Source organism: Streptomyces sp. NRRL S-378, from assembly GCF_000720645.1.
Classification (GTDB): domain Bacteria; phylum Actinomycetota; class Actinomycetes; order Streptomycetales; family Streptomycetaceae; genus Streptomyces.
Genome location: NZ_JOBX01000010.1, coordinates 26714 through 51230, shown reverse-complemented (window position 1 = coordinate 51230; position 24517 = coordinate 26714). Strand labels below are relative to the sequence as shown.

18 protein-coding genes are annotated in these 24517 nt (G+C 70.1%); 7 read left to right on the top strand and 11 right to left on the bottom strand.

Translation table 11 applies throughout. The features are described from left to right. Positions 1–9: 9 nt before the first annotated feature. From IH80_RS0109280 to IH80_RS0109245, 7 genes are all read right to left on the bottom strand, one after another. The gene (locus tag IH80_RS0109280) at positions 10–2565 is read right to left on the bottom strand and encodes a discoidin domain-containing protein (RefSeq protein ID WP_234432174.1); all 2556 of its coding nucleotides are present in this window, start codon (positions 2563–2565) and stop codon (positions 10–12) included. Positions 2566–3406: 841 nt separating this feature from the next. Next, positions 3407–5791, bottom strand: coding sequence for an ATP-binding cassette domain-containing protein (locus IH80_RS0109270; protein WP_030959130.1), 2385 nt, complete (start codon positions 5789–5791; stop codon positions 3407–3409). 91 nt (positions 5792–5882) lie between these two features. After that, entirely contained in the window at positions 5883–6296 is a 414-nt protein-coding gene (locus tag IH80_RS0109265) for a VOC family protein (protein WP_030027260.1), read from the bottom strand. Between the two features lie 10 nt (positions 6297–6306). Beyond that, complete coding sequence (locus tag IH80_RS0109260) at positions 6307–6804, bottom strand: helix-turn-helix domain-containing protein (RefSeq protein WP_030959129.1); 498 nt, start codon at positions 6802–6804, stop codon at positions 6307–6309. A gap of 187 nt (positions 6805–6991) precedes the next feature. Then, on the bottom strand, positions 6992–8086 hold the full coding sequence (locus IH80_RS0109255; protein ID WP_030959127.1) for a carboxylate-amine ligase: 1095 nt from the start codon (positions 8084–8086) through the stop codon (positions 6992–6994). A 92-nt stretch (positions 8087–8178) separates the two neighbouring features. Further along, positions 8179–8427: a hypothetical protein gene (locus IH80_RS44610; protein ID WP_158943346.1), complete on the bottom strand. Its 249-nt coding sequence runs from the start codon at positions 8425–8427 to the stop codon at positions 8179–8181. 17 nt (positions 8428–8444) lie between these two features. Beyond that, on the bottom strand, positions 8445–8768 hold the full coding sequence (locus tag IH80_RS0109245) for a hypothetical protein (protein WP_030959123.1): 324 nt from the start codon (positions 8766–8768) through the stop codon (positions 8445–8447). A gap of 152 nt (positions 8769–8920) precedes the next feature. Between IH80_RS0109245 and IH80_RS0109240 the strand changes: the two genes are divergently transcribed. Continuing rightward, positions 8921–9160 (top strand): DUF6213 family protein, encoded by a 240-nt coding sequence (locus IH80_RS0109240; protein WP_030959122.1) that lies wholly within the window; start codon positions 8921–8923, stop codon positions 9158–9160. A 23-nt stretch (positions 9161–9183) separates the two neighbouring features. Here the strand turns inward: IH80_RS0109240 and IH80_RS45305 are convergent, their stop codons facing one another. Then, positions 9184–9621 carry a DUF5133 domain-containing protein gene (locus tag IH80_RS45305; protein WP_234432173.1) on the bottom strand — a complete coding sequence of 146 codons (438 nt, stop codon included), beginning with the start codon at positions 9619–9621 and terminating at the stop codon, positions 9184–9186. 190 nt (positions 9622–9811) lie between these two features. Between IH80_RS45305 and IH80_RS0109230 the strand changes: the two genes are divergently transcribed. Together IH80_RS0109230 and IH80_RS42020 are read left to right on the top strand one after the other, a co-directional pair. Beyond that, on the top strand, positions 9812–10708 hold the full coding sequence (locus tag IH80_RS0109230; protein WP_030959119.1) for a hypothetical protein: 897 nt from the start codon (positions 9812–9814) through the stop codon (positions 10706–10708). A gap of 23 nt (positions 10709–10731) precedes the next feature. After that, the gene (locus tag IH80_RS42020) at positions 10732–11364 is read left to right on the top strand and encodes a GNAT family N-acetyltransferase (RefSeq protein ID WP_078906397.1); all 633 of its coding nucleotides are present in this window, start codon (positions 10732–10734) and stop codon (positions 11362–11364) included. On the opposite strand, the gene IH80_RS43615 is transcribed toward IH80_RS42020, so the two are convergent. Further along, a complete protein-coding gene (locus IH80_RS43615; RefSeq protein WP_030959116.1) occupies positions 11248–12114 on the bottom strand; it encodes a hypothetical protein in 867 nt (288 codons plus the stop codon). The genes IH80_RS42020 and IH80_RS43615 overlap by 117 nt on opposite strands. Positions 12115–12260: 146 nt before the next feature. Here IH80_RS43615 and IH80_RS0109215 point away from each other — a divergent pair, with 146 nt between their 5' ends. Continuing rightward, complete coding sequence (locus IH80_RS0109215; protein WP_030959115.1) at positions 12261–12683, top strand: secondary thiamine-phosphate synthase enzyme YjbQ; 423 nt, start codon at positions 12261–12263, stop codon at positions 12681–12683. A gap of 619 nt (positions 12684–13302) precedes the next feature. Here IH80_RS0109215 and IH80_RS0109210 read toward each other — a convergent pair. Next, entirely contained in the window at positions 13303–15933 is a 2631-nt protein-coding gene (locus IH80_RS0109210; RefSeq protein WP_030959112.1) for a DEAD/DEAH box helicase, read from the bottom strand. 124 nt (positions 15934–16057) lie between these two features. On the opposite strand from IH80_RS0109210, the gene IH80_RS0109205 reads away from it, so the two are divergent. The 3 genes from IH80_RS0109205 (at position 16058) to IH80_RS0109195 (ending at position 23291) form a co-directional block, all read left to right on the top strand. Further along, positions 16058–19054, top strand: coding sequence for a helicase-related protein (locus IH80_RS0109205; protein WP_234432172.1), 2997 nt, complete (start codon positions 16058–16060; stop codon positions 19052–19054). Positions 19055–19212: 158 nt separating this feature from the next. After that, on the top strand, positions 19213–22626 hold the full coding sequence (locus IH80_RS0109200; protein WP_158943344.1) for a CHAT domain-containing protein: 3414 nt from the start codon (positions 19213–19215) through the stop codon (positions 22624–22626). After that, complete coding sequence (locus IH80_RS0109195; RefSeq protein ID WP_030959108.1) at positions 22623–23291, top strand: hypothetical protein; 669 nt, start codon at positions 22623–22625, stop codon at positions 23289–23291. Before IH80_RS0109200 ends, IH80_RS0109195 begins: the two co-directional genes overlap by 4 nt. Before the next feature lie 74 nt (positions 23292–23365). On the opposite strand, the gene IH80_RS0109190 is transcribed toward IH80_RS0109195, so the two are convergent. After that, complete coding sequence (locus tag IH80_RS0109190) at positions 23366–24208, bottom strand: hypothetical protein (protein WP_030959106.1); 843 nt, start codon at positions 24206–24208, stop codon at positions 23366–23368. Positions 24209–24517 lie beyond the last annotated feature (309 nt).

The following is a 24517-nucleotide window of genomic DNA, read 5'->3' as shown; positions in this document are numbered from 1 at the left end:
CCTTGCGCGTCAGGAAACGGTCACGAACTGCCCGGTGCTCGGCACCCCCTGGGCGTCGAGGGCGAAGAGCATGTACGTCCCCGGCAGCACCACACCGGTGTCGGAGGGGATCGACACTGTGTACGCGCCCGTTCCCGCGGGCGTGGAAGCGAGCGGTACCCGCCGCTGGTCGTTGTCGGTGGAGTGGGTCGCGGCCGCGGCCCGCATCAGGACGAACGACGCCACGGACCTGTCGGTGCTCACCGTCAGCTGCGCACCCGGAGCCGCCCTCGGGGGCACGCCCCCGGTGATGGCGGGCCGCGGCTTGGGCGTACCGTCCGCGTTGAGCAGGTAGGGAGGTGTGAAGACGGCCCCGTCGGGATGGTTGGTCGCGCAGTCCCCGCACAGGCCGCCGCCACCGGAGAAGACCCGGCCGTCCGGCAGCAGGTTGGCCACGCTGTGGTAGTTGCGCGGGACGGCCATGGAGGCGAGCGGGGTGAACCTGCCGGTCGCCGGGTCCCACAGTTCGGGCGTCAGGACCGAGGTGGCGTCGCTGAACGGCACCGGATAGGTCTGGCCGCCGAAAACGGCCACTTTGCCGTCCGGCAGGACGACACTGTTGCTGAACGCGCGGGGGTGCTCCATGTCCCCGGTGCGGGCCGCCTGGACCTGGCTGCCCGAGATGCCCACGGTGTACGCCCGCTGCGTGGCGGGGGAGTCCTGGTAGGCCGGAGAGCCGCCCAGCGTGACCAGCTTGCCGATGTCGTACGGGACGGCGTTGCCGGTCATGGCGTCCTGGCTGTCGGCACGGGTGCCGGCGGGCGTGACGGAGCCCTGGCCGCTGGTCGAGATCCAGTTCATCTGCTTGCTCGGGCCCAGCTGCAGGACCTTGCCGCCCGAAGTGGCGTGCAGCCACATGTGGTTGTCGGCGCGGTAGGGGCCCGCCGGGTCGGCGGTCAGCGCCTTGGACGCGGGCACACCCGGCAGCGAGCGCCACGTACGGGTGTCCGGCGACCAGACCTCACCGGCCTTGTCGGTGCTCGCGGTGCCGCTCCAGGACCCGCCGAGCACGAAGGCCTCGCCCGTGGAGAGCAGCGTCATGGCCTGGTAGCCGCGGGCGATGTTCATGCTGGTGGTCGCGGACCAGGAGCCGGTGGCCGGGTCGTAGAGGCTGGCCTTCTCCGCGTTGCTGCCGCCGGTGACCAGGACCCGGCCGTCCGCCAGCATGGCTATCCCGGGGCAGAACATGTCGTGGCCGGTGTTGTCGATGCGGCGCTGGGTGACCTTGCCCGTCTTCAGGTCCAGGATCGCCGTCTGGGTGTAGCCGTTGCTGCCGCCGAAGCGGTCGACGGCGTACGCGGACCAGGCGAGCAGCTTGTCCCCGGGCAGGGCGGCGGTGGCCACGGGCACCAGCGGGAAGCCGATGATCCGGCCCCAGGACCCGTGCACGGCGGGGCTGGCCGGCCCGCTCAGGCGTATCTCGCCCGCCGAGGTCCACGGACCGCGGCCGCCGGCCTCACTGGTCACCGTCAGACGTATGTACCGGGTGTGCTCGGCGCGGGTGAAGGTGGCCGTCTTGACGGTGTCGTCGTCCCGCCAGGTGCCGGACGCCACCGGAGAGCCGAAGGAGGTGCCGTCGGTGCTGGTGGCGACGGTGTACGCGCCCGCGCGCCCGTTGGGACCGTCACCGCGGGGAGCGTAGACGAGCGCGGAGACGACCGCCGTGCGGTGCATGTCGATGGTGATGCTGTGCGGCAGCGGAGCCGGGGTGCCGCTCCACCTGCTGTGCCACAGGGTGTTGGCGTTGCCGTCGAGGACGTTGGCGGCGCGGCCGTTCTCGCCGGTGGTCTCCTCGTCGCTCGCCGACGCCGTCCAGCCGGCCCGGGACAGGTCGACGGTGGCGGCGGGGGTGCCGGGGTCGCCCAGCAGGTCGATCTCGGCGGCGGAGGTCCAGGGCCCGCGGTTGCCGGCCTCGGTGATCGCCGTCAGCCGGACGAACCGGGCGCCCGTCGGGGCGAAGCCGAGGGTCTTGGCTGTGGCGTCGTCCGCGAGGGTGCCGGTGGCGACGGGGGTGCCCCAGTTCTGCCCGTCCGCACTGATGCTGATGGCGTACTCGCCGACGCGGCCGTTGGGCCCGTTGGTCCGGGGGCGGTAGACGAGCGCGGAGACGACCGCCGTGCGGTGCATGTCGATGGTGATGCTGTGCGGCAGGGGAGCGGCGGTGGCGGTCCACTTGCTGTGCCAGAGGGTGTTGGCGTCACCGTCGAGGACGTTGGCGGCGCGGCCGTTCTCGCCGGTGGTCTCCTCGTCGCTCGCCGTCGCCGTCCAGCCGGCCCGGTCCAGAACGGGAGCGGCCGGCTCCATGGCGTTCGCCGGTGCGACGCCGTGGTGCGGCGACTGCACCGCCGCCTGCTGGTCGGTGGGCACGGGCGCGGCCCGCGGCCCCGGGGTACGGCCGGCCGCCGCGGTGCTCGTGACCCCCAGCCACGGGGTCAGGCCGATCAGCACGGAACCGAGGGCGAAGGCTATGAGCAGGTGGGAGCGGCGTAACAGGCGGGTGAGCGCGCGGGAGCGCCTGGACTGCAATCTGACCTCCTGGGGCGAACCGATGTGCCCCGTAGAACATAGTCAGAGCAGGTGCAACTCGCCCGGGAATATGCAGAGTTGGCGGGAACCCATGCCGCCCCCGCAGTCGCGGGTGCCCGGGCGTCGGGAAAGGCCGTCCCAGAAGGCGAGGCGGTGCTCCCGGCGGTAGTCCACGGGACCCGTCCGCTCCGGCGCCGGCGACTGCGCGTACGGCCGGTCCGTACGGTGGGGGAGCCAGGCCGGCAGGCCGGCCCCCCCGCGGCGCCCCGGTACGGGCGAACGCCGCCCAATAGCCGGTCATCACGGCCGACGGGCCGCGCTGCGCCGGAGTGAACCGCGGCTGCGCCGCCGCGTCCTCGAACAGGTACGGGACGTCACCGGCATGGAAGGCCCCGAAGTCGAAGGCGCCCGGCGGGTACGCGGCCCGCACCCGCGCCGTGGCCGCAGCGCCGAACGCGGTGCGCAGCGCACGGTCGTAGTCCGCCGCGGTGAAGGGCCGGCCGGCCGCGTCGTACGTCATCCCCACGAAGGTGCGGTGCTCGTCGCGGGCGGCGCCGGACAGGACGGGCACCCGGTGGAATCGTCGTCCTGCCCGCAGGGCCGCGGGCGGCAGTTCGGGCAAGGTGGTGTTGCCGTACCCGAACGCCTGGAAGGCGTTCATGACGTAGGGCGCTTCTGCGATGCGTCACCCGGCAAGCCTTCCGCGCGGCGCCCTGCCCGTTGCGCGTACGCGCCGTGTGCGACCTGATCGGACGCGGCTCCCGCGGCTCCCGCGGCTCCCGCGGCCCCCGCGGCTCCCGCGGGAGCCGGGGCGGCCGGGGCCGCGGGGCCGCACCGGCGGTCAGGCGCCCACGTAGGCCGCGAGGTGCTCCCCGGTCAGGGTGGAACGGTCGGTGACGAGATCGGCGGGCGTGCCCTCGAAGACGATCCGGCCGCCGTCGTGGCCGGCGCCGGGGCCGAGGTCGACGATCCAGTCGGCGTGCGCCATGACCGCCTGGTGGTGCTCGATGACGATGACCGACTTGCCCGAGTCGACGAGCCGGTCCAGCAGGCCGAGCAGCTGCTCGACGTCGGCGAGGTGGAGTCCCGTGGTCGGCTCGTCGAGGATGTAGACGCCGCCCTTGTCGGACATGTGCGTGGCCAGCTTCAGCCGCTGCCGCTCGCCGCCGGACAGCGTGGTGAGCGGCTGTCCGAGGCTGACGTAGCCCAGTCCGACATCGGCGAGCCGGTCCAGGATGCGGTGCGCGGCCGGCGTGGCCGCCTCACCGGAACCGAAGAACTCCAGGGCCTCGGTGACCGGCATCGCGAGCACCTCGCTGATGTCGCGGCCCCCCAGGTGGTAGTCCAGCACCGACGCCTGGAACCGCTTGCCCTCGCAGTCCTCGCAGGTGGTCGCGACACCCGCCATCATCGCCAGGTCGGTGTAGACGACCCCCGCGCCGTTGCAGGTGGGGCAGGCGCCCTCGGAGTTGGCGCTGAACAGCGCCGGCTTGACGCCGTGGGCCTTCGCGAAGGCCTTGCGGATCGGGTCGAGCAGGCCGGTGTACGTCGCCGGGTTGCTGCGCCGGGAACCGCGGATCGCACCCTGGTCGATCGACACGACGCCCTCGCCGGCCGGGATGGAACCGTGGATCAGCGAACTCTTCCCGGAACCCGCGACTCCGGTGATGACGGTGAGGACGCCCAGCGGGATGTCGACGTCGACGTCGCGCAGGTTGTGCGTGGTGGCGCCGCGGATCGGGAGCACACCGGTCGGCCTGCGCACGGTCTCCTTCAGTGCCGCCCGGTCGTCGAAGTGCCGGCCGGTGATGGTGCCGCCCTTGCGCAGCCCCTCCACGCTGCCCTCGAAGCAGACGGTTCCGCCCGCCGTGCCGGCGCCGGGGCCGAGGTCGACGACGTGGTCGGCGATCGCGATCGTCTCCGGCTTGTGCTCCACGACGAGCACCGTGTTGCCCTTGTCGCGCAGCCGCAGCAGCAGGCCGTTCATCCGCTGGATGTCGTGCGGGTGCAGGCCGGTGGTGGGCTCGTCGAAGACATAGGTGGTGTCGGTGAGCGAGGAACCGAGGTGGCGGATCATCTTGACGCGCTGCGCCTCGCCGCCGGAGAGCGTACCCGCGGGACGGTCGAGGGAGAGGTAGCCGAGGCCGATCTCGACGAACGATTCGAGGGTGTGGTGGAGCGTGGCGAGCAGCGGAGCCACCGAAGGCTCGTCGAGGGAGTCGACCCATGCGGCGAGGTCGCTGATCTGCATCGCGCAGGCGTCGGCGATGCTCACCTCCTTGATCTTCGACGAGCGGGCCGCCTCCGTCAGCCGGGTGCCGTCGCAGTCGGGGCAGGTCGTGAAGGTGACCGCCCGGTCGACGAACTCCCGGATGTGCGGCTGCATCGACTCCCGGTCCTTGGCGAGCATCGACTTCTGGATCCGGGGGATCAGCCCCTCGTACGTCATGTTGATGCCCGCGATCTTCATCCGGACCGGCTCGCGGTGGAGGAAGTCGTGCAGCTCCCGCTTGGTGTACTTGCGGATCGGCTTGTCGGCGTCGTAGAGCCCCGACTCGCTGTAGAGCCGGTAGCTCCAGCCGCCCGGCTTGTAGCCGGGTACGGTCAGGGCGCCGTCGTTCAGCGACTTGGAGTCGTCGTAGAGCTGGGTGAGGTCGAGGTCGGTGACCGAGCCGCGGCCCTCGCAGCGCGGACACATGCCTCCGGTGATGCTGAAGGAGCGGCGCTCCTTCACCGTCTGGCCGCCGCGCTCCACCGTGACCGCCCCCGCGCCGCTGATGGAGGCGACGTTGAAGGAGAACGCCTTGGGCGAGCCGATGTAGGGCTTGCCGAGGCGGCTGAACAGGATGCGCAGCATCGCGTTGGCGTCGGTCGCGGTACCCACCGTGGAGCGGGGGTCGCCGCCCATCCGCTGCTGGTCGACGATGATCGCGGTGGTCAGCCCGTCGAGCACGTCGACCTCGGGCCGCGCCAGCGTCGGCATGAAGCCCTGCACGAAGGCGCTGTACGTCTCGTTGATCAGCCGCTGCGACTCCGCGGCGATCGTGTCGAAGACCAGCGAGCTCTTGCCCGAGCCGGAGACCCCGGTGAACACCGTCAGCCGGCGCTTGGGGATCTCGATGCTCACGTCCTTGAGGTTGTTGACGCGGGCGCCGTGCACGCGGATCAGATCGTGACTGTCGGCAGCGTGCGGGGCGGGCGGCTGCGTGTTCTTCCTCGTGGCCATGCTGGGCGTTTCTCCATCCGTGGGGGCGGGCCGCGGTCGTGTTCGCGCCGGGTGACGCGACGCTGACCGCGGCCGTGGTGGCGGGGCGGTCCTACTGCTTGCGGGGCTGGTTGAAGCGGAGCATGTTGCCCGCCGGGTCGCGGAAGGCGCAGTCGCGGACACCGTACGGCTGGTCGATCGGCTCCTGCATGACCTCCCCGCCCGCCGCCCGGATGCGTTCGAAGGTGGCGTCGACGTCGTCCGTGGAGAAGATCACGCCGCGCAGCATGCCCTTGGCGAGCAGCTCGGCCATCGCCTGGCGGTCCGCGGCGGGCGCGCCGGGGTCGGCGAGCGGCGGTTCGAGGACGATCTCGACGTCCTGCGAGGGCGACCCCACGGTCACCCACCGCATCCCCTCGAACCCGACGTCGTTGCGCACCTCCAGGCCGAGGACGTCGCGGTAGAACGCGATCGCCTTGTCGTGGTCGTCGACTGCGATGAAGCACTGCGAGAGGTTGATGTTCATGGCTCCGACGCTACGAGGCGCCCGCCGATTTCGCTTCTCCATTCCTGACCGGTTCCCTGGTCGGTTCCCCGCCCGGTTCCCCGCCCGGGTTCCCGGCCATGTACCCGGCCGGTCCGCCGCCCCTCACCGGTCGCGTCATGTACTTGGCGACGCACGCGGGGATGGCCTCGCCCGCCTCGTGCGCGCGGGCCCGGTACGCGCTGGGGCTCTCGCCGACCAGCTCGGCGAAGCGCGAGCTGAAGGACCCCAGCGAGGTGCTCCCCACGGCGAAGCAGACCTCCGTCACGCTCATGTCCCCGCGCCGCAGCAGTGCCTTCGCGCGCTCGACGCGGCGGGTCATCAGATAGCTGTACGGGGTCTCCCCGAAGGCGGCGCGGAAACTGCGGGAGAAATGCCCCGGCGACATCAGGGCGACCTTCGCGAGCGCGGGAACGTCCAGGGGCTCCGCGTAGTCGCGGTCGATCACGTCCCGGGCACGGCGCAGCCTCACCAGGTCTTCCAGGGTCATGCGTACCAGCATCGCACGGTGCCGTCCGCCCGCCTCGGCCGTCCCGAGCCGGGCGAAACCGCCGGGGAAGGCCGACACGATCGGCCGGGGGACCGTCGCCGTGACGATGCTCTGCCAGGCCGTCTGCTTCTGCGTCATCACCACGCAGATCCGTACCCTGCCCCGACCCTTGGGCGGGCCCCGCGGCTCAGCCGGACGGGGAGTCGCCCACGATCAGGCTCCGCAGGGCCGGCATACCGCCCTCCCGCAGGGCCCGGCGCTGCCGGTCGGCCGGCGTCCCCTCCTGGAGCAGCCGGTGGACGAGCGACGACACCTCGCGTTCGTCGCCGGACTCCACCAGTGCCGGCGTGACGTGGGCCAGCAGGGAGTACAGCACGTCACCGCTGCTGCGGCAGCGGCCGTCCGGATCGACCAGCGTGGAGTTCAGGCCGTGCCGGGCCGCGTGCCAGTTGGCGGCCTGCAGCAGCTCCGGCCGGCACCGGGCCGGTTCCACCCCGGCCTTCTCCTCGGCCAGCGCGACCGCGACCAGCGCGCGCACCAGACCGGCCAGCATCACCGCGTCGTCGGCCCGCAACTGCACGTCCAGGCAGCGCACCTCCACGGTCGGGAACCGGTCGGAGAGCCGTGCCTGCCAGTACAGCTGACCCCGGTCGGCGATCACCCCGGACGCCACCAGGGCGTCGATCCGCTGCTCGTAGTCGGCGAGGCCGTCGAAGTACGGCGGCGGACCGCTCACCGGCCAGCGGCCGAAGACGATCGTGCGCCAGCTCGCGAAGCCGGTGTCCTTGCCGTCCCAGAGGGGAGAGTTCGCCGACATGGCCAGCAGCGTCGGCAGCCAGACCCGGATGCGGTTGAGCACCGCGACGCCGGTCTCCGGATCGGGCACTCCCACGTGCACGTGCATGCCGTTGATCAGCTGCTCGTCCACCAGCTGCCGGGCCTGCCCCTCCATCCTCAGATACCGCGGCTTGCGGGTGACCGGCACCGCCGAGGTGTCCCTGAGCGGCGCGGCCGCGGCCATGGCGACCCGGCAGCCGTGCTCCTCGGCGGCGGACGCGACCGCGTGCCGCAGCCGGAGGAGGTGGCCGCCCACCTCCTCCAGCTCCGTGCAGACCGGCGTGGCGACCTCGACCTGGGCCTGCAGCAGCTCGTCCTGGACCTCGCCGTCCTCCGCGAGCGGACCGAGGCCGGCCGTCCTGCGGACGTACTCGGCCCCGGGGACCGGCAGCACCGTCACCGGGTCCACCAGGAGGTATTCCTCTTCGACGCCGAATGTGATCACGCCGTGCGGTTACCCCGGGAACGGCCCGATCATCCGTCGCCTGAGCCGACCGGCCTATCGGGGGGTGCCCGGCCGATCATGCCGGCGGTGGTTCAGCGGTCGCCGCTCTCCGGCGCGGGACGCCCGCCCCGCGGGGGGTCCGGACGGACCTGCTCCTCCCGCCCCGTGCCCGGTCGCTGCCGCTTCGCGGCGTGCGCGCCCGCCCCCTCGTCGTCCCCGCCGCCCGTGTCCCGCAGGACGGCCCGGTCCGCCTCCTGGCGGGCCTCCTGGTCCCCGCTCTCGCCCGGGGCCCGTGACGGGGTGGTCGGCCGCCGGCCGTGGGCCTGCCCGTGCTGTGTCATCGCATCCTCCTTCGTCGTCACTGGCCCAGCTCCCGCTTGAGCTCGGCCTTGTTCATCGAGGAACGGCCGTGCACGTTCTTGCGCCTGGCCTCCTCGTAGAGCTGGTCGTAGGTCGGGCCCCCGGCTCCCTTGTGCGACCGCAGTCCGCCGCGCCGGCCGGAGGAGATGTCCTCCAGCGACGTCCTGCTCGCGGTCTCGGACTCACCGGCCCTGGCCCGTTCCTTGTTCACGGTCCGCGCGGCGATCTCCTTCGCCCGCTCCGGGCTCTCGCCGCGCGCCTCGGCGCTCTCCTTGATGTGCTCGTACTGGCGTTCACGCTTGGGGCTGGAACCGCGCGGCATGATCACTCCTTGGCGGTGTGCGGACGATCCGGTACGCCCGGCGCCTACCCGGTGCCCGCCGCCGCACACGACCCGTTCCGGGCCGCCACCGGTGATTGGCCCGCCGCCCACCGGGTAGCCGCCGCGGACAAGGTTCTCCGGGAGGGCTTGCCATGATCCATGTGTCGATACCGCTGATCCCCGCCGTCGACGGCGTGATGCTGATCCCCGCCGACCACGTGACCACCCTCCTGCGCCGCCTCGCGGCGGACTGGGAGCGTTCGGCCGAATCCGGCGAGCTGCGCGGAGACGGGCAGACCGCCCGCGACCTGTCCGGAGTGCTGGCGGAGCTCGCCGACCAGATCGACGTCGAGTGCATCGGCTTCGCCTCCGCACTCGACGACGACACCTGAGGCCGTGGTACCGGCGGGGACGGTCAGTCCGGCCCTGCCAGGTGCCGCTCGGCGGCCAGGACGGCCTCGTGGACGGTCGACCGGCCCATGAGCACGCACAGGGTGTAGGCGGCGTCGTCCATGGTGCTGCGGGCCGTCGCATCCCCCGGGGTGGCGGCGAGCCGCTCCCGGGACGCCCGGAACCGGGCCAGGGCGTCCTCGGTCCGGGCCCGGCTGGGCAACAGGCCGATGCCCCGCCCGCCCTCCGGTCCGGGCCGGGGGCTCCGCAGCGCCTCCACCGCCCGGCGCAGGGCCCGCTCCCACGGGGCGGGTACGGGTGCCCCGTGCGCGCCCGCGACCACCGCGGCCGCGAGGTCCGCCACCGGGACGTGGACGAGCTCGGCGGCGGCCGCCAGCACGAGCCGCGCCTCACGGGCCCCGCAAGGTGCCAGGGCCATCACCAGGCCCGTCGCCCACTCCACCGCCGGCTCGCCACGGAGGACCGGTCCATGCCCTGTAGAGGACTGATGAATGCTTTGAGAGGTCACCGATCATCCTTTCAACCGAAGGCTGCACGAGCGGTGGGGGGAAGTATGAAAGGTATGCCCGCTGGGGTTGCCTTCCCACACCCGTAGAACGCACCCCGCGTCCCCGCCTTGTAGGTTCGGCCGCATGATCTTCACGACTCCGCCGCGGCCGCTCGACATCGAGGCCCTGTTCCCCGGACTGGCCGCCCACCGCGCGACGGCCACCCGGCTGCATCCCCGCCCCGGACGCCCGACGGCGCGCGACAGCCACGTCGGCGGCCCGCTGCTGTGGCCGGCCGACGAACCGTGGCCGGCGTGCGACGAGGAGCACCGGCACAGCGGGCCGCTGCTGGCGGTGGCCCAGCTCCATGCGCGGGACGTCCCGGACCTGGCCGCGGGCCCCGTCGGCTGCGACCTGCTCCAGGTGTTCTGGTGCCCCTTCGACCTCCACGGGCCCACGGGGCACGGCATGTACGTGCGGCTGAGGTGGCGGCGTTCCGCAGAGGTCCGCGAGGTCCTGGCCCCGCAGCCGGAACCCGCCCACGTCGGCTTCGACGGCTACGTGCCCGCGCCCTGCGTGCTCCACCCGGAGCAGGTCACCGAGTACCCGTACATCGAGTCGCTGACCGGCGAGCTCGGCGAGCGCATCGGGGAGTGGGAGGACGCGCAGGAGGAGGCCGCGTACGAGGCGGAGGACGAGGACGAGGACTTCTCCCTGCCGAGCTACCAGAGCGACCTGTCGGTCGCCCCCGGCTGGAAGGCCGGCGGGCACCCGGCATGGAACGTCACCGGCCCCGGGAGCATGGACTGCCACGCCTGCGGTCACGGCATGCGGCTGCTGCTGACGGTCGACTCGTACGAGTGGCGCTCCGACAGCGAGAGCTGGCGCCCGCTGCCCGCCGGGGCCGCGGCCGGGGTCGAGACCGGGGCAGGGGGCGACGCGAACCGGCCGACCGGGGTGGCCGTCGGCAACTTCGGCAAGCTCAACGTCTTCGCCTGCCCCCACGACCCGGCCCACCCGCACCGTCTCAGCGTGCAGTGAGCCGGGGATGGCATGATCTCGCCATGACCCCGCACACCCCGCCGGCCGTCGTCCGCAGCACGGGCCGCCACATCGGCGAACCAGCAGCGGTGGCAGCCATGCTGACGGACTATCACTTGATGACGGAAGCGGAGAAGGGACTCCCCGTCGCGGACGCGACCGGACTGCCCGCGCGCTACCGGGCCGAAATCCAGGACCCGAGGACCGCCTTCGCGGACGACACGGTGTTCCTGGCCGTCGACGACGGCGTACCGGCGGGCTGTCTCGTGGTGACCGCTCCGGACGCGGGGACCGCGGAGATCAAGCGGGTGTGGACCGATCCGGCTCGACGGGGGCGCGGTATCGCCACCGTGCTCCTCCGTGCGGCGCTCGCCCACTGCACCGACCGCGACGTGACCACCGTCCGCCTGTCCGTCTGGAGGTGGCGGACATCCGCGATCGCCGTGTACGAACGCTCCGGTTTCCGGACGACCGGATCGTGGGACCCGCGCGAGGACCTGGTCTGCATGGAGCACGACCCTTCGGTGGTCCGGGACCGCTCACCGGCCGCGCAGGCCGCTCAGGACGCGGCCCAGCTCGCGGGCGGTGTCCCGGGTGCGGCGCGGCACCCCGTGCCCCCGCCCGACGAGCCGGACCGCATCGCCCCTCACCCGTAACGCACGTACGGACCCGACGCCCGGCACGGCGCCGGCCAGGCCGGACATCGCCGCCCCGGCCTCGCGCCAGTCGCCGGTCCGGGCCAGGACGCGGGCGAGCTCGGCCGCGAACAGCACCCGGTAGGCGGGGCCGTCGCCACCGGCGTGCGCGGCGCCGTACAGCAGGGCGGCGGCACCCTCCGGATCCCCGGGGGCGGCCCGCGCCAGCCCCTCGTGGCCGTCGAGTCCGGCCCGGTCGAACCACCAGGCCCAGGCCGGATCCCGGACCGAGGATCCGTCCGCGAGGAGTTCACCGGCGGTGCGCAGGGCCCGTTCGGCCCGCGGGCCCTGCCCCAGACGGGCCAGGGCCCGCCCCGCGCGCACATGGAAGATCGCCGCCACCCGGCCCGGAAGGTCCCCGCGCGCCAGTACGGACCTGGCGATGCGCAGCGAACACGCCGGCCGGCCCAGGTGTTCCTCCTGCATCGACAGCACCGCGAGGATGAGGGCTTCGACCTCGGCCGGTCCGGACTCGCCTTCCCCGCGCGCCAGTTCCCGTGCCCGCAGGTGCAACCATCGTGAAGCCGACTGCTGTTCGGCGTCGAAGGTGATCCACGCGGCGACCTGCAACAGCTCCGCGACTGCGGCCCGCTCCTCGGCGTCCCGCACCGGCCCGCCCCGGTCGGCGGTGCGCACCGCCTCCAGCGCCCCGGCGGCCACGTCGAGTGCGACGAGCCCCTCCTTCAGGGCCTTCAGCTCCGCCATCGGCATGCCCGGAGCCCGCGCACCTCCGACACCGGCGCGCCCCCCGTCCGTGACCAACCCCCGTGACCATCGTAGGCGTCCGGGTCGCCCGCCTGCCGCCGGCACCGGCCCGGTTGCGCCGCCGCGCAGCGGTGTGGCGGGAGGATGGCCCCATGGCCGACACCTTCGTATCGCGCACCATCGACGTGACGACCGGGGACCGGGAGACCGTCCACGACCTGACCTCCGACTGTGCCGCCTTCCTCGGAGAGGTGGCGCGCGGCCGGAGCGGACTGCTCAACATCTTCACGCCGCACGCGACCGCCGGGCTCGCCGTCATCGAGACGGGAGCGGGCAGTGACGACGATCTGCTGACCGCCCTGCAGTCCCTGCTGCCGGCCGACGACCGGTGGCGTCACCGGCACGGCTCCCCGGGCCACGGCCGCGACCACGTCCTGCCCGCGATCGTCCCGCCCCACGCGACGCTTCCGGTGATCGACGGGACGCTGGAACTCGGAACCTGGCAGTCCGTCACCCTCGTGGACACCAATAAAGACAAAAACAACCGTCAAGTGCGGTTGAGCTTCCTGGGCTGATCGGGAGCGGATCAAGATCGTCCTGGGTGCGGCCGCCGATCTCCTTACGCTCCGGCGAAACGGGAGAAAGATGCGCGGTACCACCATGGACGAGATCGAGCGGCCGTACGACGGCTGCGGAAAGTGCCTGCTCGGAGTACGCCGACTGTCGCGGGTCAAGGCCGCCACGACCTCGCCCGAGCGGCAGCGGGAGGACGTGCTGACGGCTGCTGCCGCCATCGGCGGGCACATCATCGACTGGGCGGACGATTGGGAGGTGTCCGGTGCCACCGACCCGATGACCCGTCCGAAGCTCGGTCCGTGGCTCCGTGGCTCCGTGACGAGCGGGGCAAGTACGACGGGCTCGTGGCCGCGGCCGTCGACCGGCTTGGCCGCATCATGGTTGATTGCCTCAGCACCGGCTACAAGATGCGCGACGAGGGCAAGCTCCTCGTCTCCTACGGCCACGAAGGCGTCTGGGACCTCGACGACCCGAACGACGAGAACCGCTTCACGATGGAGGCCTGTATAGCCGACCGGGCAGTCCTGCCCCACGGTGACCGCCTACCGCGGGGCGGGGCGTCGGCGACCCCCGAGCGCGCCGTCGTCCTCGCGTCTAGATCCACTTTCGCGACAGGCCCTAGCCTTCCCCAGCCGTCTGGAGCAGGCGCTCACGCTCCGCTGCCACGATCTCCCGTGTCAGCTCGGCGTCCGTGATGTCGAATGCTTCCGGAGCGCTGTCCGCCGTCTCGGAGACCCGAGCGAAGTCCGCGAAAAGCTGCTTCTTGCGTGCCAGGATCTCAATGATGCGCTGATCGACTCCCTCTTCGGAGAGCAGACGGTGCACCTGCACTGATTCGAGCTGCCCCATCCTGTGGGCGCGGCCGATGGCTTGCCACTCGATCGTCGGTTTGAGCTGGGGTTCACAGATCACGACGACCGATGCCGACTGGATGTTCAGACCGACGCCACCCGCCACGATCTGTGCGACGAGGACGGCTCCAGCGGGAGCCTGGGAGAAATCGTCGACCATGGTCTGCCGCGCCGCGGCGGGCACTGAGCCCGACAGAGGCCCGAACACCTTCCCCGGAAGGTGCGACGCCGCCGCGTCGAGGATGTCACGGAAATTCGAGAAGACCAGTACCTTGCGCTGGTTCTCCTCCGCCTCCCGGACTATGTCGACGAGACGCTGCATCTTCTCGGATTTGTCCCCGGCCCGCAGGGCGGCCTGGCGCATGGCCATGAAGTTGCCTTCGACCACCGCCGCTCGGTAGTACTGCTGATCGGCGCTGGACATCGGCAGCCACTCGTCGATGTCCAGCCGCTCCGGGAGCTCGGTCAGGACGTCTTCCTGGTTGCGTCGCAGGTAGGCCGGTGCCACTTGCTTCCGGAACTGGCGAGGGGAGATCTCCGAGGCGTCGATCGGCAGATCCGGCCGGAGGTAGCCGATGAGATTGCGGAATTCCTCGATCCGGTTCTCCAGCGGGGTCCCGGTGAGGAGGACTGCCCGCGCGGAGCGCTGTATCAGGGCTGTGGAGCGCTGGGTCCGTTTGGCGTGCGGATTCTTGATGTAGTGCGCCTCGTCGAACACCAGGCACGCCGGTTGGGCGCGTACGGGTATCCGGCCTTCCAACCATCCGAGGATGTCGTAGGTGGTGACGGCGACTCCGCCGCTGCGGATCCAGGACTTCAGCGCGTCGTCGCGAGCGGGTCCGTGGAGACGGTATGCCCGCAGAGCCGATTTGGCCTGGACTTCGCGGACCCAGTTGGTGACGACGGCCGCCGGGCACACCACCAGGAAGTGGGAGGAGCCCTTGGCGCGCAGGTGGGCGAGCACTGCGAGGGATTCGACCGTCTTCCCCAGGCCCATCTCGTCGCCGATGACGACCTTCTGCTGTACGAGCGCGAAGCGGGCGCCGAAGGACTGGTACCCGCGCAGGGACGCCTTGAGATGGGTGGTGTCGAGGGTGAGCTGTCTGACTGCCTCGACGATGTCGGCCGGCAGGTCGCCCTGGCTCTTCTCGGCGTCGTCGGCCAGGAATCCGAGCTCCGCGAGCATCGCATAGTAGTCGGCCGGCCGGGAGAGGAAGTCCTCCCAGGGGTCACCGCCCGCAGCGCTGTTCTCGCCGCCGAGGACGGCCCCGCGCCGTTCGACGGCCGCCAGTGCGGTACGCAGCTCGGCGACGGCCCGGGCGCGGGGGAGGAGCACCACGTGGGAGGTCTGGGGCGCGAGGTTCTGGAGGAGCGGTCGTACCGCGTCGGCGGCGGCCAGGTCCGACATCGCGCTGCGGATCGATCGCGCCGCGTCCCAGGCCCGCATCGACGTGAGGAGCTTCGTGGTGGCCTGTGAGCGGTTCTTGATGTCGATGCGGATCGGCATCTCGTCCATCGTGGTCTGCCAGATGCTCTGTGCAGCACCGACCATCCGGTTTCCCGTGGTGTCTCCGACGCCGGGCAGCGACCGGATCCGCGACCGTTGGTCGAGGACCTGCTGCACGGTCCGGATTCCGGCATCGAGCAGCGCCGTGATGCGCAGTTGGCCGCTGGTTGCGTCTTTTAGCCGTTCGACGGGCATCTCGGCGACCAGCTTGCGCACCTCGGTCTTCCGGACGGCGTTGCCGGCGTCCTTGACAGTCGCTCTAAACTCGCTCTCGCGGTGCAGAGCGCGTTCGATGGAGGTGAGCGCGGCCCTGGCGGGATCCAGCTCATGCCGGCCGATCAGTTCGGCTCCGGAGCCGAGGCGCGGGGTGAGGCCGACCTGTTCGTCGAGCACGGCCGAGGGCCCGACGGCCGGGACGGCCTTCCCGCCCCACGCTGCCAGGCCTTCCAGCTCGGGTACGAGTCGGGTGCTCGTGACCTCCTCATGGAGGGACAGGATCCAAGAGGCAGCCTGCTCCGCTTCCTCCTTGCGGCTCTTGCCCGAGAAGATCCGGCGGGCACCGAACAGCGCGCGGACGGCCGCCAACGCCCGGCCGGCGTCGCCGGTCAGCCGACGGATGCCCTCTCGGCCGTCAGCTGTGATGGTCGGAAGGGCTTGGTGGCAAGCCAGGGCGGTCACCAGGCCGGTATCGGAGGGTGAGACCTGCAGGACGCGCCATGAGGTGGCGGTCTTGCTCCCGAGCGGGACCACGCGGCCGAGGAGCTGCCTGGCGGCGTCCTCCGCCGCTGACTCGACGGGCCTTCGCTGCTCGGCGATCCCCGCCGCGAGCTTGTGCCAACCGCTGACGTCGTCCACCACACCGCGCAGGTGATGACGTGCTTCTCGTTCCATTGCCCCCGCCGACTCGCATGACCTCTGGGAAGATTAGCGACCCCGATCGATCACGTCGACGGGATCACGACATCGCCGGAACGCCCGAGTAGCGTTCGCAGGCTGCCAAGCGGAGGTTGTGCAGGTGCTGCTCGAGGAGCTCAAGCCGGGGTTGCGGATAGACGGACTCGTACCGGCGGAGGTCGTCACGCTCATCGCCGCCCAGCCCCATGGCAGGGACGCGGTCGAGCTGACCTTCAAGACAGCCGGGGGCGCCCTCGACCAGCAGATCGTCTTCCGGAGGGACGAGGACAGGCTGAGCATCGCACGCAGCGGCAGCCGTGCCTTCGACGCGAACGTCCGTGACTTCAAGCTGGCCGCCGAGGCTCAGCGGATCTCGCTGGCCGGCCTCTTCGACCCGATGCTGGCCGTGACGACCAGCGACGTCCAGCCGCTTCCACATCAGATTCGCGCCGTGTACGGCGAGCTCATGCCCCGTACACCGCTGCGCTTCCTGCTCGCCGACGACCCGGGTGCGGGAAAGACGATCATGGCCGGGCTCTACATCAAGGAGCTCCTGCTGCGCGATGACGTCAGACGGTGCCTCGTCGTGGCTCCAGGAGGTCTGGTCGATCAGTGGCAGGACGAGCTCTTCTTCAAGTTTGGACTCCGTTTCGACCTGCTCACGAACCAGCTCGCCGACTCGCAGCTCCACCTCAATGTCTTCGAGGCCCACCCGCTCCTCATCGCCCGCATGGACCAGCTCTCCCGCAACGAACACCTGAAGGCACAGCTCAGGGAGACCGACTGGGACCTGATCGTCGTGGACGAGGCGCACCGGATGGGTGGTCACTACTTCGGCGGCAAAGTGGAGAAGACCAAGCGTTTCCAGCTCGGCGAGATGCTCGGGGAGATCACACGCCACCTGCTCCTGATGACCGCGACCCCGCACTCGGGAAAGGAAGAGGACTTCCAGCTCTTCCTCACCCTGCTGGACCGCGACCGGTTCGAGGGCAGGCAGAAGAAGAGTGCCGACGTCGGCGGAATCATGCGGAGGATGATCAAGGAGGACCTGCTCACCTTCGAGGGCAGGAAACTTTTTCCCGAGCGCCTGGCAGAGACCGTCCCCTACGAGCTCACGGCGCTCGAGTACGACCTCTACGAGGACGTCACCCACTACGTCCGAGAAGGGATGAACCGCGCCGACCGCATCGGCGGCACACGGAAGAACACCGTGGGTTTCGCACTCACCGTGCTGCAGCGACGGCTGGCCTCCAGCCCCGAGGCGATCTACAAGAGCCTCATGCGGCGTACCGAGCGCCTGGAGCGCAGGAAGCAGGAGATCCTCGACGGCACCCGTCGCGAGAGCATGCCCACCGTCGACCTCGCCTCCTTCGACCGCGACGACTTCGACGCCCAGGAGATCGAGGAGATCGAGGAGGAACTGCTCGATGCCGCGACGGCGGCACGGACGGTCGAGGAGCTCGACGCCGAACTCGTCGAGCTGAGGACGTTGGTGCGGACGGCGCAGAGGGTCCGCGAGGCGGGCACGGACCGCAAGTGGACCGAGCTGTCCGCCCTCCTCAGGGACCACGCGCTGGTGACGGACGCCGAAGGGAACCCGCGGAAACTGATCGTCTTCACCGAGCACCGTGACACCCTTCGTTATCTGCAGGCCAAGATCGGCTCGCTGCTGGGGAGGGATGATGCCGTCAAGGCCATCCACGGCGGCGTACGCCGGGCAGAACGCCGGCAGATCACCGAGGAATTCACCAAGAACAGTGACGTCCGGATCCTGCTGGCCACCGACGCCGCAGGCGAGGGCCTCAACCTGCAGGCCGCACACCTGATGATCAACTACGACCTGCCCTGGAACCCCAACCGCATCGAGCAGCGCTTCGGCCGTATCCATCGCATCGGCCAAGAGGAGGTCTGTCGGCTCTGGAACCTCGTCGCCTCCAACACCCGCGAGGGCGAGGTCTTCACCCGCCTGCTGGAGAAACTCGACCAGATGCGCGAGACGTACGGCGGGAAGGTTTTCGACGTCCTGGGAGAGGCATTCGCCGAGACCCCGCTGCGAGACCTGCTCCTCGAGGCGATCCAGTACGGGGAGCAGCCGGCCGTCAAGGGAAGAATGCACGAGGTCATCGACAGCACCGTCGGAGACGGCCTCAAGAGCCTCCTGGACGAACGCGCACTCGCTTCGGAGCACCTCTCGGATGCCGATCTCCGTGTTCTGCGCGCCACCATGGACGATGCTCGCGCCCGGCGTCTTGAGCCGCACGACATCGAATCGACCTTCAAGGACGCCTTCACCCGGCTTGGCGGTCGGATCGTCAAGCGGGCACAGGGCCGTCACGAGATCGCCCAGGTGCCGCAGCAGGTCCGATCAGCGGGTGACGGTCCCATCGCCACCAAGTACGACCACGTCACTTTCGACCTCGGCCGGGTCCAGCCCGACGACCGTGCTCACACCGACCTGCTCGCCCCCGGCCACCCGCTGCACGACGCCGTCATGGCGGAAACCATCCGGAACTCCGGGAACGCCCTCAACCGGGGCACCGTCCTCGTCTCGGCCGGTCTCGACGCACCGCACCTCCTCGTCGGGGTCGTCGAAGAGGTCGTGGACGGTTCAGGCGAGTCGGTGGCCCGACGGTTCTCCTACGCCTACGTCGACAGCCGCGGTACCGTGCACCCGGCCGGCCCCGCGCCCTACCTCGACTGCGCCGCGGCGCCCGATGGCGTGGCGCCCGACGTCGTGCAAGGACTGCCTTGGCTGGCAGACGCCGAGTCCAAGGCGGCCAGCTGGATCATCGCCAACCAGCTTCCCGAGTACCTGGCAGAAGTCCAGCCCCGTCGCCTGGCAGAGTTGACCAAGACCCGTGATCTGGTGACCAAGCGTCTGACCTCGGAGAGCGAGCGGCTGCTCCTCGACGCCACGGCGGCCTCCGAGAGGGAGCGGAGGGGTGAGAAGCCCAGGGAGTCTTCCGAGAGCCTCCGCCGCAAAGCCGTCGAGCTCGATGTGCGGCTCCGCAAGCGGCTCGAACTGCTCGACCAGCAGCAGCAGATGTCCTCGAAGCCGCCACAGATCCTCACCGCGGCGCTCGTGCTGAGCGTCTCCGATCTACCTTCCCACGAGTGAGCCTTCCGGTTGCACCGAGCGCACCGCCTTTGCGCATGGGGCGGCACGCATGTTGCCGCCCTTGAGGTGATCGTCCCGTGCCTGGGAACCGGCTGGTTCGGCTGTTGTCTGTGCCACCGTTGAACCTGTCGATGGCTGGCAGCGCGAAGGGGGATGGCGTGAGACTGTCACGCGAGGTCACCGGGTGGGCGTTCCTCGCTGATGTGGAGGGCGTCCGGCATGCCGGCCTGGCCGTCGGCCTGGCCGGCATCAGCACGTTTTTCACTGGTGGCGGGTCAGGAGGCAGCCTGTTCACCCGCGCGTACGCGCGGGGCCTCCCGGTGCTCCTCTCACTGGACGACTTGCCGTTCAACCACCCCCTCTCCCCCCGGTGGTGTGTGACGCTAGACGAAGAAGGTGTGCTGTCCGTCCTGGACCCCGACGGCGCGCTCTTCGTGCACGACCTCGACGTGGAACGGCCGGCGGGGTGGCGGGAGGCGGCGGATGCCTCGGGCTGCGTCATGCTGGTCGTGTCCCACGTGCTGCCTGCCACAGACGATCCACTCGGCTCGCTGATCTTCGAAACGCGGCGAGGGAAGGTGTGTGCCGGCTTGGTGCGCTTCGGTGAGCCTGACCGCGAGGCGGACGGCAGGCCGACGGTCACCTTCGTCATCGACCCGGTCGGCGTGCTCATGGAACTGGCCCAGTACGTGCGCGACCGGATTATGTCGCTGGACGAGGCGAAGCGACGGGCGCGCGAAGTGGAGGAGATGCGGCAGGCCCTGGCGGAGCACGGCGCGATGTCCACCGAGGCGATGGTGGATCTGCTGTTCCGGGACGAGTTCCTCGATCACCGCGGCCTGGTGGAGTTCATGTACGTCTACTGGCGACTGGTCGCCGAGGTCGCCGACGCCTGCGCGATGGAGGCTGCCTGGCGGGCCGCGGCGTTCCAGACCGTCGAGGCGGGCGTCCAACTTCTAGCGGACCGGTGCGACCGCAGGGTGTTCGAGGAGTCCGAAGCCTTGGCGGCTCGGCTCATCGACCAACTGAGCGACACCGCCGACCTGGAAGCCGCGCTGCTGGCTGCCGCTCGGTTGCGGATGGCCACCAGGGGACAGGAGGACTCGGCCGCCGACGACTACGCTCGTGAGCCGCTGCTGACCACATGGTCCGCTCGGCTGACCGCGGGCCTGTACCGCACGTGGTTCACCGAAGAGGAACCCTTCCAGAAAGAGTCCCATCGGCTGGTGGCAGAAGCGGGACACCTGGTGGTGCGTGCGCTGGAGCTGGATGGTGGGGTGAGGAGGCCCCGGCTGCTGGCGATACTGGCGCAGATCCTCGCGGACGATGAGGGAGTCCACCGTGGTGCTGCTCGCGCCGCGCTCTCGGCATGGCACGACTCTTCCGCCTACGACGAGCCGGACCTCGCGCTGTTCCTCCTCAGGACGGTGGATGGGGTGCCCCCAGAGATGATCGACGGGCTGCTCATAGAGGTATTCGGGACGCGACCGGCCGATTTCGTCGTCGCCCACGGGAGTACGGTGACCGCGAAGGCGATCAGCCAAGGCGTCAACCTGGCCCGGGAACGCGCCGACCGACGGCTGCTGCAAATCGTGTTGGACTGGGCTGGGCAGCTCGACATCCAGTGGGCCTCTGCCCATCGCAGGCAACTGATCGAGGCCAGGCTCCACGTGTTGCCCGACGACCCGAGCGAATGCCCAGGCCCCCACCAGGCACTGTCGGTGTCGATCCCGGAGTTCTGGACACCGGCGCAGCGATCTGCGGCTCTGCTGCATGCGGCCGCACACGCCCGCGACCGGGGGCAGCCGGAGTGGGGGCTCACTCTCCTGCGTCAGGCGGGCGACGCCCGGAACGAAGAGGTCCGGCTGCTCACGGCCGATCTGTACTACCAGTCGGCGGAGGCGGGCGAGCCCGTCTCCAGCCCTGTCCCGTTCCCATGGGGCTATTACACGTATGCGGCTCTCTCCTACGCCTCGCTCGGCTTCGAGGAATTGGCCCAAGCGAGCCTGGTGCCGCTTGTGCAGCAGCTGGGCAACCTCCGCGGCGATGAACTCAGGAACGCGCTGTACGCGATCATCGTGGATGCGCCGAACTTCGACACCATCGGCGCGCCCGAACTCGGCGCGATACTGCGCGACCTCGTGCACTCGGCGGTCTGGCAGCTCACCGCGGAAAGTGAGACGCTGCCGATGGGGCTGTTACTCGGCCTGCATCAAGCGGGCAAGGGTTCGGAACTGGGCGCCTGGTGGCGCATCGAAGGCCCGCTCGTGCTGCCCGCGCACATCCAGCACTTCCTCGGCAAGTTGCGCGACTGGGAGGAGCCCACCGCCGCAGGCGGCGCCTTGCTGAACCTGCTGAACGTGGTGGACGCCGACCATCGCCCTGGTGGCCACGACAACACACAGATCGCCCGGAATCTGCGGTGGCGCATCTCGTCGTTCATCGACGACGAGCTGCGTCGGCGTTCGACAGCGCTCATCGACGTCCACCACATCTGGACCAAGGCACATGATCTGCTGGACGATCGAACGGTGCTGTTGACGTGGTTCCTGCCCGCGGCGGTGAACGGCGCGACCGTGCTGCTCGCGGTCACCAGGCAGGGCAGGGAGCTCGTGGTGCACCTCGGCGAGGGCGAGGACCAGAACGACGACCGGCACCCGGATGCGGACCGCGTCGAGGCGATCCGGACGGAGATCGAACGCGACCCGCTGTTCGGCGACGTGACACCGGAGGGCAGTCGGCTGCTGGAGTCGGTCGGCCTGCCGCTCGGCGGCAGCGAACTGTGGGACAACTGGCGTGCCCAGGGCAAGGACCGAATCCTGGCCTGGCCGCACGGTGCTCTGCACTACCTGCCCCTACCGCTGTGCCGCAGGGGCGGCCGTATGATCGCCGACGACTGGACGGTCACCACGATCGCCGGCCTCGAAGCCCTGGCACCCGCCGAAGTACCTGCGCGTGAGGGCCGCACCGTTGTGCTGGCCTCCGCTGCTGGCGGTGTTCCCTTCGGTCTGCATGCCGAACCGGCGCTGGAGGAGCATGCGAGGAAGGTCGCCGAGGCGGTAGCCGCTGAAGCCCTCACCGGTCGTGCGGCCACTCGCGACAGGCTGCGCGCGGAGATGTCCGTAGGGGACGTCGTCCACATCGCCGTACACGGGACACTGGACGAGGACGCGCCGTGGATGCACTGCCTCTATCTCACGCCGGACGGCGACGACGACGGCCGCGTATTCGCGTACGACTTTCTGGATATCGACCTGCGCGGCGTCCGTCTTGTTACGCTCGCCGCCTGTGAGTCGGCGCTCGGCCGATTCGACCGCGGTGACAACGTTCGTGGCATCCCTTCGGCACTGATCACCGCCGGAGCGCAGGCCGTCGTCGGATGCCTGTGGCCCGTTCGCCCGGAACCGGCCACGTACTTCTACCACCACCTGCATCAAGGAGTCGCGCGCGGCACTGACCCGGAGCAGGCCTTCCGCGGTGCCCAACTCGCCACGCGTGCCGCGTATCCCCAGTACCGTGACTGGGGAGCGTTCATATATGTGCACGGTAGGAACAAGGGAGCCACCCCATGACCGAGATTCGGCTGCACGACGTCGAACTCGTGCCGGAGCGTACGCTCGGCAGCCCAGCGGATGACGCACCGCTGCGTGGCAGGCTCACCTTCGGCTGGGACCTACTGCCCGCCGACCATGCGGGCGCGCCGGCCGGCTGGCTGTCCTATCTGAGTGCCGCCCCCGACCGGGAGTTCCGGCAACTGTTCATGGTGTGCTCGTTTCGCCCTGAGACACCGGAGAGCAGAGGCGCATTCCGCCATGCCTCTCTGGGCGTCGCACTGTCTACACCGGGGCGTGAGGCACAGCCGATCGCGCGCTTGATTGACCCTGGCGAGCGTACCCACCCGGTCCCCGGCCTCGGGACCGGCGTCAGCTTCACGGTCACGACGGGAGTGCTGGATGTAGGGGTGGAGAAGCCGCCGGCATCCGGACCGACGAGAGAGGAGTGGATCGTCCGGGGCCACGGAGCTTCCCAGCCGAACCCGCAGTGGGAGTTCCGACGAGTCAAAGGATTCCCGCTGGTCGGCGATCACCCGGTGGCCGCGCTGGTGGAGCTTGTGCCCGACTGCATGAACACAGCCGAGGTGCTGGTCGCGGCGGAACTGGAGCACCGTAGCTGGGGCGTCCGCCGCTACCGGGCACGGCTTACGCCGGCACCGTATACGATCGTGCTGGCGGAGTGACCCGATCCTGGAACAAGGCCGCCTCTGGGACACAGGCATCTGGCCCACAACTGGCCGACCATCGGCACCGCGGTTCACGTGTGTAGTGGGATACACCACGTGTGAGGAAACGGCCGCTGCAACGACGTCGTATCGGGGAACATCGCGTCACCCTCCGACCGCGAATCGGCCGCGTTGCGACAGACGAACAACAGATTGCGGATGAGTGCCCCCACACGCAGCAACCGGAGCGTATTGAAGCCGTACGATACCGGAAGGATGATCTTGGACCAGTAAGACGTCGTACCGACGGCCGGTGGTGCCTGGGCCATCGTGTTGCCCTGGAGATCTGTCCGTGACGGCTGGGACCATGCGTCCAGGTGTATCCGGACACGCACCGAGGGCAGGGGGGATGGTGTGGTGCCGTAGACGTGGTTCGCAGGGGCGAGCGTGATTCGGACCTTCCACGTGGATGCCGCGTTCGTATTCGGGAGGCTTCCCAGTCCATCTTGCGCGGAGAACTCCACGGGAACTCGCAAGCAGAACCGGAAACCGCCGTCGGACGCTGCGGCACCCGAATACATCGGTGACAGCTTGGGGTCTGAAGCGTAGGCGTATCCTCCGTACTTGTTGACGAGGTACAGGTCATACCCAGAGAAGGGGCCGACGACGGGCGTTCCGTTCGTGTCGACGAGGGCGATCTCGGAGATCACACTCCATGGCGCGTCTTCCGCCGCGGTGACGCCGGTGCCGGAGCCGCCGAATGCATGGACATCTAGGATGATGTTCCGGAGGTACCCGTACGCCGGGACGTCGTATGGCCCGAGGATGGTGGACGTGGGCGTGAGCGCCTGCGTGACGTCCTGCATTGACTCAAGGTGTTCGTGGCTCGCCCGGGCGAACGGGACGAGACAGGTGGCTGGTCCGGTAGCGGGCATTTTTCCTCCTTGAGTCATGGGAAGGGGGTGCTGGTTTCTGTTCGCTAGTGCTGCCTGCTGGTGGGACTGGTGGGGTGCAATCTCAGCAGTTCCGGTGTCGCCCTTGGAGAACACCCAGAAGAGCTGAGTGCCGGCCAGGCTACTCTTGGGTTGTTCTAGCGGAGGTGGTCGAACACGAACGTCGACGATGCGGAGCGGCGGGTGGGGTTGAGTTTCCTTGGATAGGCCGCCCGACTTGGTGCGGACTGTGGATGGCAAGTCCGGCCGCGCCAACCGACCCCGGAGTGAGGCTGTTGTCAGGCTGCCGAC

Bases quoted from the DNA above. Each gene is read 5' to 3' on its own strand.
- IH80_RS0109245 (WP_030959123.1), bottom strand. From the start codon at position 8,768: ATGCCGCGCGGTTCCAGCCCCAAGCGTGAACGCCAGTACGAGCACATC.
- IH80_RS0109230 (WP_030959119.1), top strand. From the start codon at position 9,812: ATGATCTTCACGACTCCGCCGCGGCCGCTCGACATCGAGGCCCTGTTC.
- IH80_RS0109265 (WP_030027260.1), bottom strand. From the start codon at position 6,296: ATGAACATCAACCTCTCGCAGTGCTTCATCGCAGTCGACGACCACGAC.
- IH80_RS0109210 (WP_030959112.1), bottom strand. From the start codon at position 15,933: ATGGAACGAGAAGCACGTCATCACCTGCGCGGTGTGGTGGACGACGTC.
- IH80_RS0109260 (WP_030959129.1), bottom strand. From the start codon at position 6,804: ATGACCCTGGAAGACCTGGTGAGGCTGCGCCGTGCCCGGGACGTGATC.
- IH80_RS0109240 (WP_030959122.1), top strand. From the start codon at position 8,921: ATGATCCATGTGTCGATACCGCTGATCCCCGCCGTCGACGGCGTGATG.
- IH80_RS0109190 (WP_030959106.1), bottom strand. From the start codon at position 24,208: ATGCCCGCTACCGGACCAGCCACCTGTCTCGTCCCGTTCGCCCGGGCG.
- IH80_RS0109195 (WP_030959108.1), top strand. From the start codon at position 22,623: ATGACCGAGATTCGGCTGCACGACGTCGAACTCGTGCCGGAGCGTACG.
- IH80_RS42020 (WP_078906397.1), top strand. From the start codon at position 10,732: ATGACCCCGCACACCCCGCCGGCCGTCGTCCGCAGCACGGGCCGCCAC.
- IH80_RS44610 (WP_158943346.1), bottom strand. From the start codon at position 8,427: ATGACACAGCACGGGCAGGCCCACGGCCGGCGGCCGACCACCCCGTCA.
- IH80_RS0109270 (WP_030959130.1), bottom strand. From the start codon at position 5,791: ATGGCCACGAGGAAGAACACGCAGCCGCCCGCCCCGCACGCTGCCGAC.
- IH80_RS0109215 (WP_030959115.1), top strand. From the start codon at position 12,261: ATGGCCGACACCTTCGTATCGCGCACCATCGACGTGACGACCGGGGAC.
- IH80_RS43615 (WP_030959116.1), bottom strand. From the start codon at position 12,114: ATGCCGATGGCGGAGCTGAAGGCCCTGAAGGAGGGGCTCGTCGCACTC.